This is a genomic window from Achromobacter sp. SIMBA_011 (assembly GCF_046535435.1).
GTDB lineage: Bacteria > Pseudomonadota > Gammaproteobacteria > Burkholderiales > Burkholderiaceae_B > Achromobacter > Achromobacter dolens.
This window is the reverse complement of the sequence record NZ_JAWRWN010000002.1, coordinates 740,180-756,709: the sequence shown is the minus strand read 5'-3', so window position 1 is coordinate 756,709 and position 16,530 is coordinate 740,180. Positions and strand designations below refer to the sequence as shown.

At 69.3% G+C, this 16,530-nt stretch carries 2 protein-coding genes; both read left to right on the top strand.

Annotated features, from left to right (window positions below; all coding sequences use genetic code 11):
- Window positions 1–191: 191 nt before the first annotated feature.
- The gene (locus SB816_RS10615; RefSeq protein WP_054502233.1) at window positions 192–1,847 is read left to right on the top strand and encodes a ShlB/FhaC/HecB family hemolysin secretion/activation protein; all 1,656 of its coding nucleotides are present in this window, start codon (window positions 192–194) and stop codon (window positions 1,845–1,847) included.
- Window positions 1,848–1,871: 24 nt separating this feature from the next.
- The gene (locus SB816_RS10610; RefSeq protein WP_410546921.1) at window positions 1,872–16,529 is read left to right on the top strand and encodes a filamentous hemagglutinin N-terminal domain-containing protein; all 14,658 of its coding nucleotides are present in this window, start codon (window positions 1,872–1,874) and stop codon (window positions 16,527–16,529) included.
- Window position 16,530: the final 1 nt, after the last annotated feature.

Genomic DNA, 16,530 nt, shown 5'->3' with positions numbered 1-16,530 from the left:
TCCCGCAGTGTCGGGGAGTTGTAAAGAACTTTAGAAATTCCGTTTATTGATGTTTACGAAATATATCAAATAGCTTCGTTTAATTCTGATTGTAACGAATCATCACTTACGTATCCATGCGCCGTCCAGCCCAACCCCGCCCCGCCGTCCTCCGCCAGCCCCCTTTCTCCCTACGCGCCGGCTTTGCCGCCGTGGTGCTGGCGCTCGCCGCCGGGCCGGTTGCCGCCCAGAACGTGCAGTTGCGCCTGCCGTCAGGCGCCGAACCCGGCCGCCAGTTGCCGCAACCCGTCCTGCCGGAAAGCACCCCCGCCGCACCGCCGGTGACGGTGCAGCAAGGCGGCGCCACGGAAGCGCCCGCCGGCGCCGACAAGCTGACCTTCACGCTGACCGACATGCGCGTGGAAGGCGTGACCCGCTACCCGGCCGATTCGCTGCGCCCGCTCTACCAGGGGCTGGTCGGCAAGACGATCACCGTCGCGGACGCCTTCAAGGTGGCCAACGAGATCGAGCTGCGCTACCGCAACGACGGCTACGTCACCACGCGCGTGATCGTGCCGGCGCAGACCATCGATGACGGCCGCTTCCGCATCATGGTGGTCGAGGGCTACATCGCCGACGTCAAATATGACGGCGACATCGGCCCGGCGCAGGCGGCGGTCGAGAAGCTGGTGCAGCGCCTGCGCGGCGTTCGTCCCATCAACGTGGCGGAAGTCGAGCGCCAGTTGCTGCTCGCCAACGACCTGAACGGCCTGACCGTGCGCGCCTCGCTGGAAGCCTCACCCACGGAAGTGGGCGGCTCGGTGCTGGTGGTGCGCAGCGAACGCAAGGCGGTCGACGCGCGCCTGGGCATCGACAACCGCGCCTCGCCCTACCTGGGCTGGAGCGAAATGACCGGCCAGGTCACGCTGAACTCGTTCGGCGGCCGCGCCGACAGTCTCACCCTGACCGGCCGCGTGGGCTTCCCGGCCTACCGCAGCAAGGCCGTGGGCGCCAACTACAACATGCTGGTGTCCGACAGCGGCACGACGGTCGACGTGGCCGCCAGCTACGCCAAGAGCGAGCCGGGCCGCGAACTGGCTCCGTTGAACGTCGCCAGCGACGTGCAGGCCTATTCAGCCACCGTCACCCATCCGCTGATCCGGTCGCGCCTGGAGAACCTGCGCGCCTTCGGCATGCTCGACGTGCGCAACGTCGCCACCGACATTGTCGAAACCCCCTTCACGCGCGACCGCCTGCGCGTGCTGCGCGCCGGCCTGAGCTATGACCGCACCGACAGTTGGAATGGCATCACCGCCGTGCGCGGCACCGTGCACCAGGGCCTGGACGCGATGGGCGCCTCCAAGGAAGGCAACGAGCTGGCCTCGCGCGCCAAGGGCCGCCCGGACTTCCTCAAGCTCACCGCCGAACTGACCCGCCTGCAGCAGTTGTCCGACCGCTTCAGCCTGGTGGCCACCTTCGCCGGCCAGTACAGCGCCAGCCCGCTGCTGGCCAGCGAGGAATTCGCCCTGGGCGGCCCCAACTTCGGCCGCGGCTACGACGACGGCGAAATGTCGGCCGACTCGGGCGTGGCCGCGTCGCTGGAACTGCGCTATGCCATCTCCACCGACCGCTTCCTGCCCAGCGGCGCGCACGTCTACACGTTCGTGGACGGCGGCCACATCTGGTCGCGCAGCGAAAGCGCGCCGCTGACGCGCGCCAAGCTGTCCTCCTACGGCGCCGGCATGCGCGCCAACCTGACCAAGAATCTGTACGCCACGATCGAAGTGGCCAAGCCCATGAGTTCCGACGTCCTGACCCAGGGCAACAAAGATCCCCGCGTGTTCTTCAGCCTCTCGGCCCAGTACTAATCCGCGACAGAAAAGCGACCGACCATGACTCGTCAATCCCGCATCCTCGCCCAATCCGCCCGCCGCCAGGCCCTGAAGGCCCCGCCCCTGCCCGCGCTCACCACCATGGCGATGGTGATCGGCTCGCTGGTCTCCGGCGGCGCCCACGCCAACCCCACCGGCGGCAACGTCGTGGCCGGCGGCGCGACCATCAATGACCGCGGCAACGGCACGCTGGACATCAACCAGTCGACCGGCAAGGCGATCATCAACTGGAAGGGTTTCAGCATCGGCGCCAACGAGACGGTCAATTTCCGTCAGCCGGGCAGCAACAGCGTCACGCTGAACCGCGTGGTCGGCAATGATCCGTCGGCCATCTTCGGCCGCCTCAACGCCAACGGCAACGTGATCCTGGTCAACCCGAACGGCGTGCTGTTCGGCAAGGGCGCGCGCGTGGACGTGGGCGGACTGGTCGCCACCACCGCCAACATCAGCGACAAGGACTTCCTGGCCGGCAAGTACAAGTTCGACCAGCCCTCGTCCAAGGCCAATGCCATGATCGTGAACGAAGGCACGATCAGCATCAAGGACAGCGGCCTGGCGGTGCTGGTGGCGCCGGCGGTGCGCAACTCGGGCGTGATCGAGGCCAAGCTGGGCCGCGTGGCCCTGGCCGGCGCAAAGACCGTCACGGTCGACTTCCACGGCGACGGCCTGCTGAGCTTTGACGCCACCTCGGCCGTCAGCGAGCTGCCCAAGGACGCCGATGGCAAGCCGGTCTCGGCCCTCGTCGCCAACAACGGCGTGATCCGCGCCGACGGCGGCACGGTGCTGATGACGGCGCGCGCGGTCAAGGGCGTGATCGACAACGTGGTCAACACCGACGGCATCGTCAGCGCCAGGGCGGTGGGCACGCAGAACGGCAAGATCGTGCTGTCCGGCGGCGACGCCGGCACGGTCAATGTGGCCGGCACCGTCGAGGCCACCGGCGTCAACGCCGGCGAGCGTGGCGGCAAGGTGGTGGTGACCGGCGAACACGTCAACGTGGCGCGCGGCGCCGCGATCGACGTGTCCGGCGCGGCCGGCGGCGGCGAGATCGCGCTGGGCAGCCAGGGCGTCGCGCCTGACGACGGCTCGGCCGCGTTCAGCGGCAAGTCGTCGACCGTGAAGGTGGCGGGGGGCGCCACCCTCAAGGCCGACGCGCTCATCAGCGGCAACGGCGGCAACGTCACCATGTGGTCCAACGACGCCACCGCATTCGCCGGCAGCCTGTCGGCGCGCGGCGGCGCGCAAGGCGGCGACGGCGGCTTCGCCGAAGTCTCCAGCAACAAGAACATCGGCCTGACCGGCTCGGCCGACCTGCGCGCGCCCAAAGGCAAGACCGGCCTGCTGCTGATCGACCCGACCGACCTGCGCATCGTCGACTCCGCCAGCGGCGGCGGCTCGCAGGACGGCGCAGCCGGCGACGGCACCATCAACGGCGGCGACGCCAACACCGCCAACAACACCGTGTCGCGCGGCCTGCTGGAAAGCCTGGCCGGCACCACCAACATCAAGCTGGAAGCCACCGGCCAGATCACGGTCGCGGACATGGCCGCGATCAACCTGAAGACCACCGCCGGCCACAGCTTCACGATGCGCTCGACGCAGACGGGCGGCATCCGCTTCGAGAACTCGAACACCGAGATCAGCACCCAGGGCGGCTCCATCACGCTGGAAGCGCTGGGCGTGGGCAGCACGCTGGACAATATCGGCAAGCTGACCAGCCGCGGCGGCGCGATCACGCTGAACGCCACCGGCGACATCAACCTGGCCAACGTCATCGACGCCGGCACCGGCGCGGCGCTGGTCCGCACCAGCGCCGGCTCGATCCGCAACACCGGCGGCGCCAACCAGGTGGTGGCCGGCAACAGCGTCAAGCTGGACGCCAGCGGCGGCAGCATCGGCGACCTGGCCGCCCCGGTCAATACCCAGACGGCGCTGCTGTCGCTGGCGACCGGCGGCAACCTGGCGGTGGCCAACCACCAGATCCTGACCTCGCTGGACATCACCAGCCGCCACGCCCAACCGAACGTCAACAACAGCTTCCTGCTGACCTCGCCGGGCCTGGCCTTCGCCCTGCAGGACAACGGCGGCTACCAACTCAACACGGTCAACCAGTCGGGCCTGAACTTCTCGTTCACCGGCGACCGCACCATCACCGTCGGCGACGTGGCCCTCGGCGCCGGCACGCTGGCGCTGACGTCGACGGCCGGTCATATCCTCGCCACCTCGACGGGACAGGTGGGCGCCAGCCAGATCACCCTGAGCGCCGCTGGCAGCGATGGCCGCGCCGGCGCCATCGGTTCGTCGACGCAGGCGCTGCGCACGCAGACGGCCACCCTGATCGCGACCAGCGGCAGCGGCGGTGTGTACGTGGAAAACAGCGGCCCGCTGAACCTGAAAGCGATCGACACCACCGGCAACCTGGTCGCGCAGACCAGCGGCCACCTGACCCTGGGCGACATCAAGGCGGGCTCGGCCACACTGACCTCGTTCCTCGGCAACATCGTCGACGACGGCAACGACGCCACCAGCATTTCCACCTCGTCGCTCACGCTGTCGGCCGCGCAGGGCATCATCGGCAACGCCGCGCGCGCCCTCAAGACCAACGCCAGCACCCTGTCCGCCACCGCGGGCGCGGGCGGCGTCTACCTGGACAGCTCCAGCGCCAACCTGAACATCACGCAGGCGCAGGCCAACGGCGGACCCGTCACGATCACCGGCGCGGGCAGCGTCTCGGCCAACAACGTCGGCTCCGGCGGCGGCGCCATCAACCTGACCGGCAACAGCATCGCCGCCGGCCAGATCAACGCGGGCGCCGGCAATGTCACGCTGACCGCGCGCGCCGGCAGCATCACCGGCACGTCGGCCTCCCTGATCACCGGCAACGTCGTCACCCTGCTGGCCCCGGCCGCCAACACCAGCTACACCGTCGGCACCGCGGGCACCTACCTGCGCACCGCCGCCGGCGTGCTGAACGCCACTGGCGGCAGCATCTACCTGAACCAGGCCCAGGGCTCGGTGCTGCTGGACGACCTGAAGGCCAATAACGGCATCTTCGTCACCGGCGTGGCGAACCTGAGCGCCAACATGCTGGATGCCGGCACCGGCACGCTCTCGCTCAACGCGCAGGGCGGCAGCATCGTGCGCGCCAATGCCAACAGCGCGCTGGCGGGCAGCAGCATTCTCCTGCAAGCCCAGCAACACATCGGCACGGCCAGCGACCACCTCACGACGGCCACCACCAGCCTCACGCTGGGCAGCGGCGGCGACATCTACGTCGACAATCCCGCCAAGACGCTGACCTACCTGGGCATCACCAATTCGCACGCCGATCCGGCCCGCCGCAACACCATCCAGGTAGCCGCGCCGTTCCTGAATTTCGACGTCAATGACGACCTGGGCAACGCCTACGAGCTGCGCCAGGTCTACAGTTCGCTGCTGAGCCAGTTCTCGTTCACCGGCGACCAGAGCCTGAAGCTGGGCAACCTGCGCGCCGGCAGCAACATCACGCTGGTATCGAACCAGGGCAGCATCCTGGACGACGGCATCGCCGACACGCGCGTCACCGCCAACAACGTCAGCCTGCGGGCCGCCCAGGACATCGGCACCAGCGCCAATTTCGTCGCCGTCAACGCGCCGGGCCTGACGCTGGACACCCGCGGCAACCTCTACGCCACCGACATCGCCGACCTCACCTCTTTGACGGTGTACGCGCGCCACAAGGACGTGGACGACCGCTACACGCTGGACGTGCGCGCGCCGTCGCTGCTGTTCAACATCACCGACGATGTCGGCGGCCACACGATCCATGAGGTCCGCGACAGCAACTCGGTCAACTTCAGCTTCTACGGCGACCGCGACATCACCGTCGGCAACATCGACGCCGGCTACAGCGGCAGCATCACGCTGAACGCCGCGGGCGACCTGCGCGACGACGGCAACAAGCAGACCCGCCTGCTGGCCAACTCGGTCAACCTGAGCGCCGGCAAGGCGGTCGGCGCGACCGGCACGGGCTATCTGGACGTGCTGACCGGCTACCTGAGCGGCACGGCGAGCAATGGCGGCTTCTATGTCCAGTTGCCCAATCCCACCGGCTACGCCAATTACACCGGCATCGTCACCCTGAACAACATCACCGCCAGCGACGCCGTGCAGATCGACCTGCGCCAGGGCGACGCGCTGCTGGCCGGCACGGTGCGCAGCAACGCCGGCAACGTCACGCTGAACGTGGCCAACGGCTCGCTGTACGGCAGCGGCGGCGGGGTCTATGCGGGCGCCAACGACATTACGCTGTCGGCCGCGGGCACGATCGGCGGCGTGTACGGCGGCACCCTGCGCTACATCGGCGTGGGCGCGGCGGGCCAGGCCAACGTACAGGCCACCGCCGGCACCGACATCTACCTGAACGGCACCACCGGCAACATCAAGCTGACGCGCCTGCAGGCCGGCAGCGGCCAGATCGGCTACACCCAGTCCTCGGGCACCACCACCATCGGCAGCCTGAGCGCCGGCGGCGCGGCCACGCTGGCCAATAGCGGCGGCTCGCTGCTGGACGACGGCGACGCCGCCACCGTGATCCGCGCCAGCAACATCGCCCTGACGGCGGGCGGCGCGATCGGCGCGGCCGGCGCGGCGCTGACGCTGCAGGCGCCTGACGTCAGCCTGACCAGCGGCGGCAACATCGCCGTGGACAGCCTCACCGGCCTGACGCGATTGAATGTCACGCGCAATGGCACGGCCAATGGCGTATACGGCATCACCGCGCCCAACCTGACGGCCTTCACGCTCACGGACGACGGCCTCGGCATCCACCTGACGGACATCGCCAGCTCGACCAACCTGGACTTCGGCTTCACCGCCAACAACAAGAACCTGCTGGTCGGCAACATCGACGCGGGCGCCAACGGCAAGGTCAGCCTGGCATCGGCCCAGAACATCAGCAACGACAATCCGGCCAGTCCCGGCGTCATCCGCGCCGCGACCGTCGCGCTGACGGCCGGCTCGAACGGCTCCATCGGCTCGTCCATCACGGGCGGCACGCTGGCCCTGAGCGGCACCTCGGCGCTCAGCCTGACCGCCGGCAACAACATGTACGTCGGCAGCGACACCGTGCTGCGCAGCCTGACCATCAACAGCCTGAAGAACGCCGGCAGCGCCAGCACGTTCGCCATCGGCGGCGGCGCCGGCCAGGTCATCACCCTCAGCGACGACGGCACCACCCAGTACCTGGAGCAGGTCACGGGCGGCCTGACCGACTTCAGCTTCAGCGGCCGCAAGAACATCCAGGTCGGCGCCATCACCGCCACCAATTCCGTCAGCCTGACCACCGCCGGCGGCGGCGTCTATTCCAGCATCACCAGCGATGGCGGCACCGGCCGCATCACGGCCGGCAGCGTCACGCTGTCCGCCACCGGCTCGGACAGCTACACCGCGCGCGACGCCAATACCGGCGCCATCGGCGCCGGCAGCCGCGCGCTGCGCCTGAGCACCAGCAACCTGGCCATCACCAACAACGGCGACATCAACCTGAACAACGGCGGGCTGGCGCTGAACAGCCTGAACCTGTACCTGTCGCGCCGCGACGCCGGCAGCAGCGCCAACTTCGACACCAACAGCTACGCCTTCGGCAACCTGGGCAGCCAGTCGCTGACGATCGGCGGCGGCACCAATCTGTCGATCGGCGCCAGCATGAGCGGCGCCGCGCTGACGATCAATACCGACACCGCCATCACCGCCAACGCCATCAACACCGGCAGCGGCTCGGTGTCGCTGACCTCGCGCTACGCCAATACCGACCTGGCCCCGACCATCGGCGGCTCGGGCCTGATCACCGGCAACAACGTCAGCCTGAGCGCGCTCGGCACCAATGGCAGCGTCTCGGCGCAGACCAGCGCGTCCAACCTGTCGATTGCCTCGGCGGGCAACGTGTCCGTCGCCAACAACAAGGCGCTGACCGCGCTGTCGCTGACGGCCAACCACAGCAGCAGCAGCGGTTCGATCAATAACACGTACAACATCAGCGCCAGCGGCATGACGGCGTTCTCGCTGAGCGACTCCACCGGCGTCGCCGGCCTGACGCTCAACAACATCACCAATACCGGCAACCTGGCGCTGTCGATCTCGTCGGACCGCGCGCTGACGGTCAACAACGTCAGCACCGCCGCCGGCGGCTCGGTGACGCTGGCGAGCAACGGCACCATCTATGGCAACAGCTCCAGCGCCAGCTCGCCCAACATCACCACCGGCGCGCTGACCCTGAACGCCGGTTCGGTCACGGGCACCTACGCCACCAACCAGCCGCTGTTCGTCAGCGTCGACTCGCTCTCGTCCAACGTCCGCGGCAGCCTGTGGGTGTCGAACAACAGGAACCTGACGCTGCTGGACAACAGCGCCACCAGCTCGGCCCAGGTCAACGTGACCAACGGCTCGATCACGCAGGGCACCGGCCGCTTCGTCACGCCGGTCCTGACGCTGACCGCCACGCAGTCGATCGGCGCCGCCGGCAACGCGATGCAGACCGACACCCGCCAACTGACCACGCAGTCGGGCGGCAACCTGTACGTCAACAACGCCAGCGACCTATTCTCGCTGAACATCACCGCCAACCACGCCAACAGCGCCGTGGACAACGTGGTGCAGGTGGCGGCCAAGGGCCTGACGTTCAACGTCACCGACGCCGGCGTCTACACGATGACCGAGGTCAGCGACCTGACCGGCCTGAACTTCTCGTTCAACGGCGACCGCACGCTGTACGTCGGCAACGTCGACGTCGGCCCGGCCAACACCGTGAGCCTGGGCGCCTTTGGCTCGGGCGCCCACATCCTGAACCTGACGCCGACCTCGCACATCACCGGCGACGTGGTCACGCTGGGCGCCAGCGGCCAGATCGGCGTGGCGTCGGGCGACAACTCGGGCTCGATCCACACCACTACCGGCGAGCTGTACCTGACCGCCGGCAGCCACGTCTACCTGGACAACGACCGCGACCTGGCCAGCCTGTCGCTGTACGCCACCGGCTCGTCGGCGGCCACCTACCAGATCCTGTCCAACGAACTGCTGTTCGACGTGGCCCACAACGGCAGCCGCCTGCAGGTCAACGAGGTGCGCGACAACACCGGGCTGAACCTGATGCTGTCGAGCAACGTCGGCCAGGACATCGGCATCATCGACACCACCGAGAACGGCACGGTGCGCCTGTCGAGCAACAACAGCATCCTGGGCAGCGCCGACGACAGCCAGCGCGTCACCGCCGCGTCGGTGCAGATCACCACCCAGGGCTCGGGCGCCATCGGCGCAGTGGGCCGCGAGATCAACCTGTCGGCGCCGCTGGTGAACATCCAGAACGCCGGCGACGTCTACATCGACTCCGACCGCCACATCGACGCGCTGACGCTGTATTCCACCGGCAACAGCGCCCGCAGCTACGGCATCACCTCGCCCACCCGCGACGGCGGCAACATCGTGTTCCAGGCCACGGACGGCGGCAGCGGCAGCAGCGCCGGCCTGGTCCTGACCAAGGTCGAGGACGCGGGCGGCCTGAACCTGAGCGTGACCAGCGACCGCAATATCACCGTGGGCGCGATCAATGTCGGCTACGACAACGTGGCGCTGTACTCGCGCGGCGGCTCGCTGCTGGGCGACGGCGACGCCAACAGCAAGATCGACGCGGCCGGCCTGACCCTGACGGCGGCCAACGCCATCGGCGCCGCCGGCACCGGCAACGCCATCGACACCCGCGTCAGCACGCTGAGCGGCCGCGCCGACAACGGCGGCGCGTTCATCACGGTGGAAGGCAACACCAGCCTGCCGAGCCTGACCTCGACCGGCGCCAGCTCGGTGGGCAACACCCTCGGCGACATCGAGCTCGGCACGGTCAACACCAATGGCAATGCCTTCTCGGTCAACAACACGGGCGGCTCGATCCTGAGCGGCACGATCAACAACGCCACCACCGTCAACCTGACGGCCAACGGCTCGATCGGCAACAAGAGCGCCATCCGCACCAATGCCCTGAACGGCGGCACCACCACGGTCACGCTCAGCGCCACCAGGACCGACCGCGCCGATGGCAGCATCGCGCTGAACGAGACCTATGGCCTGCAGGCAACCTCGGTTACCGCGGCTGGCGACGTCACGCTGGCCGCCGACACCGGCAGCAATGGCCGCAACCTGACCGTGGGCACCGTCACGTCGACCGACGGCGCCGTCACCCTGTCGACCGCGCGCGGCAGCATCACCGGCATCAACAACAGCAACCTGGTCACCGGCAAGAGCGTCAACCTGACGGCCAACTACGGCACGGCCGCGACGATTGGCGCGTCCAACTCGGCGCGCCTGCACCTGAACACCGGCAAGCTGACGATGGCCACGCCGGGCAGCATCTACGTCGACAACCTGGCCGACCTGTCCGACCTGACCATCATCCGCACCAACGCGCAGGGCTCGAACCTGGGCAGCGCCGGCTTCCTGACCATCGACGCCCAGAACCTGACGTTCAGCGGCGCCGACACCGGCAACGTCACCACCCTGACCACGGTGCGCGACACGACCGGCCTGAATTTCAACTACCAGGCCGTGGGCGCGATCAAGCTGCACGACATCGACGTCACCCAGAATGGCTCGGTGTCGCTGTCGACCAACCCGTACTACTACACGGGCGGCTCGATCCAGGGCCTGAACGCCTCCTCGAAGATCGTCGCCGGCGACCTGACGCTGTCCACCGGGTCGGGCGACACGCCCAACACCATCGGCTCGTCCAGCCTGGCCCTGAACACCCAGGTCAAGAACATCGCCGCCACCGCCTCGGGCGGCATCTGGCTCAAGCAGACCGGTTCGATCAACCTGGGCAACCTGCGTGCGGGCGGCGACCTGTCGGTCACCACCACCACCGGCGACATCCTGGTCGGCACGGTCAGCTACGGCACCGGCAACGCCCTGGCCCTGAACGCCCAGACGGGCAGCATCCTGTACGGCGGCGGCACGCTCTCGGGCGCGGGCGCCGGCGCCATCACGCTGTCCGCGCAGAACGGCATCGGCACGCGCGACGCGGCCATCAAGATCGCCGCGCCCAACAGCCCGGTGTCGGCCACCGTCACCGGCGACGGCTCGCTCTACCTGGAGAGCAGCGGCAACCTGCTGGGCGGCCTGACGACCTCGGTCGCCAATGGCGAGACGCGCATCACCGGCAACGGCAGCCTGGCGCTGACCAGCGTCACCTCGGGCACCGACGCCACCGGCAACGACATCTCGGTCAAGACCACCTCGGGCAACATCACGGTCAAGAACGTGCAGGCCGGCGCCAACCACGGCCAGGTCACGCTCAACGCCGAGAACGGTTCGATCCTGGCCGACGCCGCCGGCGCCACCGTCAAGGCCTACGGCGTGGCGCTCAACGCCGCCAACGCCATCGGCGCCAGCAACGGCCGCATCAACGCGACCGGCCAGCGCGTCGAAGCCACCACCGGCGGCGGCATGTACCTGGCGGCGGACAACAACTCCGTCTACTCGTACCTGTCGGGCAACACCATCGACATCGCGGCCGCCGGCAATCTGCAGATCGCCAACGCGATCTCGTCCAATGGCGCGATCAAGATCACCGGCAACGGCGCCAACAGCCAGTTGGTGGCCGGCAACATCGACGCTGGCGCCGGCACCGTCAACATCGACTTCAGCAAGACCGGCAGCACCATCGTCGACGACCGCGAGGACTCCACGCGCATCATCGGCAACAACGTTGTGCTCAAGGCCGGCGCGGGCATCGGCGGCGCCGCCGGCTCGCCCGACAATCTGCAGACGACCGCCGCCAACATCACCGCCGAAGTCACCGGCGCCGGCGCGATCTACCTGAACGACAACCGCGCGGCCGGCACCACGCTGGCGTCGGTCATCACCCAGAACGGCGCGATCGGCATCACCACCGCCGGCCCCACCCTGGTCACCAGCGCCATCAGCCGCAACGGCTCGGCCAGCAACAACATCTCGATCGCCACCACCAGCGGCGACCTGTCGGTCAACACGATCGACGCCTCGGCGGGCGGCGACATCAGCCTGAACGCGGCCGGCTCCATCCTGGGCGCGGTGGCCAACAACCTGGTCCTGGGCAACACGCTGACGGCCGTCGCCGGCGGCAGCATCGGCTCGGCCGCCTACCCGGGCAATGGCTCGGGCGGCATCGCGCTGCGCACCAACCTCGGCGCCCTGGGCAACCTGTCGACCGCCGCCGACGGCGCGGTCATCGTGGTCAACAACATCGGCACGCGTGCGCTCAGCGCCAACAGCGGCAACATCCAGCAGAGCGGCGCCATCAGCTCGGTCTACCTGACCACGGCCGGCGACCTGGACGCCAGCGGCGGCATGTCGAACACCGCCGCCAACCTGCTGCTGTCCTCGGGCGGCAAGCTGACGCTGGCCAGCGCCGGCGTGCAGGCCAACGGCACCATCACGCTCAAGGGCACGCAGGACGTGGTGGCCGCCGGCGCCACGCCGCGCACGATCAACGTCAAGGGCACCACGCTGAATTTCAGCAGCGGCGCCGCGGGCGGCAACACCACGCTGGTGACCGAAGCCCGCACCATCGGGGCCAGCTTGACCGGCACCAGCACGCCGGCCAACCTGACGCTGACCAACACCGGCGCGCTCGACGCGTCGCTGAGCGCCGCCAACGGCGACATCAGCGCCACGGCCACCGGCTCGCTGAACGCCTCGGCCACCGCCGTCGGCAACAACCGCACCATCGCGCTGACCTCGCAGCACGGCGATGTAGAGATCGGCATCGTCAACGCCGGCGCCGCCAGCGGCACCGTGATCCTGAGCGCCGCTGAGGGCTCGCTGCTGGGGCTGGACAACACCCTCACGGCCAACAGCCTGGACCTGACCAGCAAGACCGGCATCGGCACCCAGGCCGACCACTTCACCACGTCGGCCCGCAATCTCAAGGCCAATGTCCTGGGCAGCGGCGACATCTATGTGGACGCCTCCGGTCCGTTGACGCTGGGCCGCGTCGCGACGGCCGACGGCAACATCGGCATCGCCTCCGCCGGCAACCTGGCGAGCACGGTCGGCCTGTCGGCCGGCAACGGCGGCGACGTCGCGCTGGCCTCCACCGCCGGCAACGTCACCGTCAGCCACGACATCGCCAGCGCCGACGTGCATGACCTGTCCGTGAGCGGCGCGGCCATCGCCATGGCCGCCGCCAACACCAGCGGCAGCCAGACCTACACCGGCAACGTCACCCTCAACGGCGACCTGACCGGCAGCGCCATCGGCATCAGCGGCAACGCCACGCTGGCCGGCGGCAAGCGCACCCTGACGGCCAACGGCGCCAACGGCGGCGTCGCCCTCTCGGGCGCGCTGAACGGCGGCGCGCAGCAGGCCGTGATCGTGGCCGACGACGGCGACGTCACGCTGGGCGGCAATGCCTCCAACCTGGCCAGCCTGACCATCACCGGCAACAACATCGACCTGCGCCAGGTCGCCACCACCGGCGCCCAGCAGTACAACGGCGCCACCACGCTGCGCGGCGCGTACACCACCGCCAACGGCGCCTTCGGCGTCGACGGCGCCACCACGCTGGCCAGCACCGTGAGCGTGACCACCGGCAGCGGCGCGGTCGCCTTCACGGGCGCCGTGTCGGGCGCCAACGCGCTGACCGTCACCAGCAGCGGCACCACCACCTACGGCGGCGCGGTCGACATCGCCTCGCTCAACCAGGCGGGCACCGGCGACACGGCCATCAACGGCGGCAGCGTCACCACCAGCGGCACGCAGACCTACGTCGGCCACGTGACGCTGGGCGACGATGCGGTGCTGACCGGCACCACCGTCACCCTGGCCAACGGCGCCGACGGCGCCCATGCGCTGGAAATCGACGGCACGGCCCTGCTGACCGGCGCCATCGGCGCCACCACCAAGCTGGCCAGCCTGACGCTGGACGGCGCCGCCACGCTCAATGCGGGCAGCATCGCCACCACCGGCAACCAGCGCTACAAGGGCGCCGTGACGCTGAGCGGCGATCACACGCTGAGCGCCACCACCGGCGGCGTGGCCTTCGACGGCGCGCTGGACGGCACGCATGACCTGCACGTCGTGTCCACGGCCGGCGGCGACGTCAGCTTCGACGCGGTCGGCAGCGCCACGCAACGCCTGGGCAACCTGACGGTCGACACGGCCGGCACGACCGCCTTCAATGGTTCGGTCTACGCGGCATCGGTGCAGACCGACGACCCGGGCGCCGTGACCATCACGGGAGAGCGCGTCGACACCACTGGCGTCATGCGATTCGGCGAGCTGGTCACGCTGGGCGGCAACGTCACGCTCAAGGGCGCCAGCGTCACCCTGGCCGGCGGCGCGAACTCGACCGACGAGGGCCAGGGCCTGACCATCGAAGGTCCGGCCACGATCAACGGCCCGGTGGGCGCCGGCGCCAATGGCCGCCTGGCCTATCTGACCGTCGACGGCGACGCGACGCTCGGCGGCGGCCCGCTCAAGACGGTGGGCGAACAATCCTACCTGGGCAAGGTCGAACTGTCCGGCAATGCGCAACTGAGCACCGCCGACGCCAAGGTGACCTTCAACGATACGGTCACCAGCGGCAACGGCAGCGGCCTGACGGTCAGCAGCGGCAGCGGCGACGTGCGCTTTGCCGAACAGGTCGGCGACGCCGCCACGGGCCGCCTGGGCGCCCTGGCCGTCAACAGCAACGGAACCACCACCTTCGAGAAGGCCGTGTACGCCGCGTCGGTCAACACCGACGCGGGCGGCACCTTGGCCATCAACGGCGGCCTGATCGACACCACCGGCACGCAGTCCTATGGCGAACGCGCCGTGTTCAGCACCGACACCGTGCTCAAGGGCAGCACCGTCAGCCTGCTGGGCGGCGGCGACGGCGAGCACGACCTGACCATCGACGGCAATGCCGTGCTCAAGGGACCGCTGGGCGCCAATGATCCGCTGGCCAGCCTGACGGTCACGGGCAACGCCACGCTGGGCGCCGGCAGCATCGTCACCGACGGCGAACAGTCGTACCAGGGCAATGTGACCGTGGGCGGCAACGTCTCGGTGACCAGCCGCCAGGGCGACATCGGCTTCGACCGCGCGGTCGATGGCGGCCACGGCCTGACGGTCGTCGCCAACCAAGGCGAAGTGACCTTCTCCGGCCCGGTCGGCCAGGGTTCGCGCCTGGGCGACCTGAAGGTCAGCGCCGCCGGCGACATCGTGCTGGACGGCCCGGTGCGCGCCGCCTCGGTGCAGACCGGCGGCAATGGCGACGTGCTGATCAACGGCGGCTCGGTGGACACCACCGGCTCGCAGCAATACAGCCAGCACGTCATCCTGAGCGGCGTGGACACCACCCTGACCGGCGCCAACGTGCAGCTCAAGGCCGGCGTCGACGGCACCCAGCCGGGCCAGCAAGGCCTGGTCATCGTCGGCAACGCCGATATCCAGGGCGACGTCGGCGCCACCACGCCGCTGCGCACCGTGGCCGTCACCGGCACCACCACCCTGGGCGGCGGCAAGACGCACACCACCGGCGACCAGGTCTACAACGGCGCCGTGACCCTGAAGGGCGACCGCGACCTGACCAGCGACACCGGCTCGGTGATCCTGGGCAGCAAGCTGGATGGCGGCAACGGCAACAACCTGAACGTCAACGCCGGCAAGAACATCCAGGTCGCGGGCGACGCCGCCGGCCTGGGTTCGCTGACCCTGCGCGCCGTCGACACCATCGTGTTCAACGGCGACGTCAGCGCCTACCGTGTGCAGCAGTTGGAGGCCAAGTCCGCCAGCTACAACGGCGCGGTGCGCGCCTCCGGCCCGGACGGCATCGACATCTCGGGCGGCACGCTGTCATTTGGCAAGAACGTCACCGCCGACACGGGTTCGATCCGCATCGCCAATACCAGCCCGACCGGCACCACGTCCTTTGGCGCGGGCAGCACCGTGAAGGCCGCCACCGGCTTCACCCAGACCGGCGGCGCCGGGCTGACGCTGCCGGCGCAATTGCTGGTGACGCAGGGCCCCATCAACCTGGGCGCGCCGGCGAAGCTGCAAGGCGGCAACGCGGTCATCCAGACCAACGGCGACATCACCGCCATCGGCCTGAGCGGCCCGCAGACCTCGCTGACGCTGGCCTCCGGCGTGGGCGCGCTGCGCATCGGCCTGAACGACGCGGATCCGAGCCACAAGCTGAACGTGGCCGGGCTGACCGTGCAGAACGCCGGCTCGGCCGACATGTGGGGCGCGATCGGCGGCAAGAACGGCTCCATGGCCGCGACCACGATCCGCAGCTCACTGGCCGGCGCGCCGTACTACATGAACGGCGCCACCTGGGGCCAGACGGACGTGATCGACCGCCTGGCGGCGGTCACGGCCCCGCGCTCGGTGATCCCCAGCACGCCCACCGCCAACCCGCTGTTCCAGGGCACCGTGCCGTCCAAGGGCTTCGGCCCCGACGTGCTGGGCGCCTTCGCCGATCCGCAGGTGCTGACGGTGGCCTCGGCCTTTTCCTGGCAACTGCCTTCCGGCGACAATGCGGTCTTGACCGTGCCGACCGGCAACCACCCGGTGCTGCAAACCCCGGGCGGCAACCCACAACGCCCCGCCGTCGAAGGCGCCGCCGACGACGCGCGCCGCGACACCGACATCCAATCCCGTACTCTCTGAC

Excerpts from the sequence above, each read along its gene's own strand:
- SB816_RS10610 (WP_410546921.1), top strand. The coding sequence starts at position 1,872 with ATGACTCGTCAATCCCGCATCCTCGCCCAATCCGCCCGCCGCCAGGCC.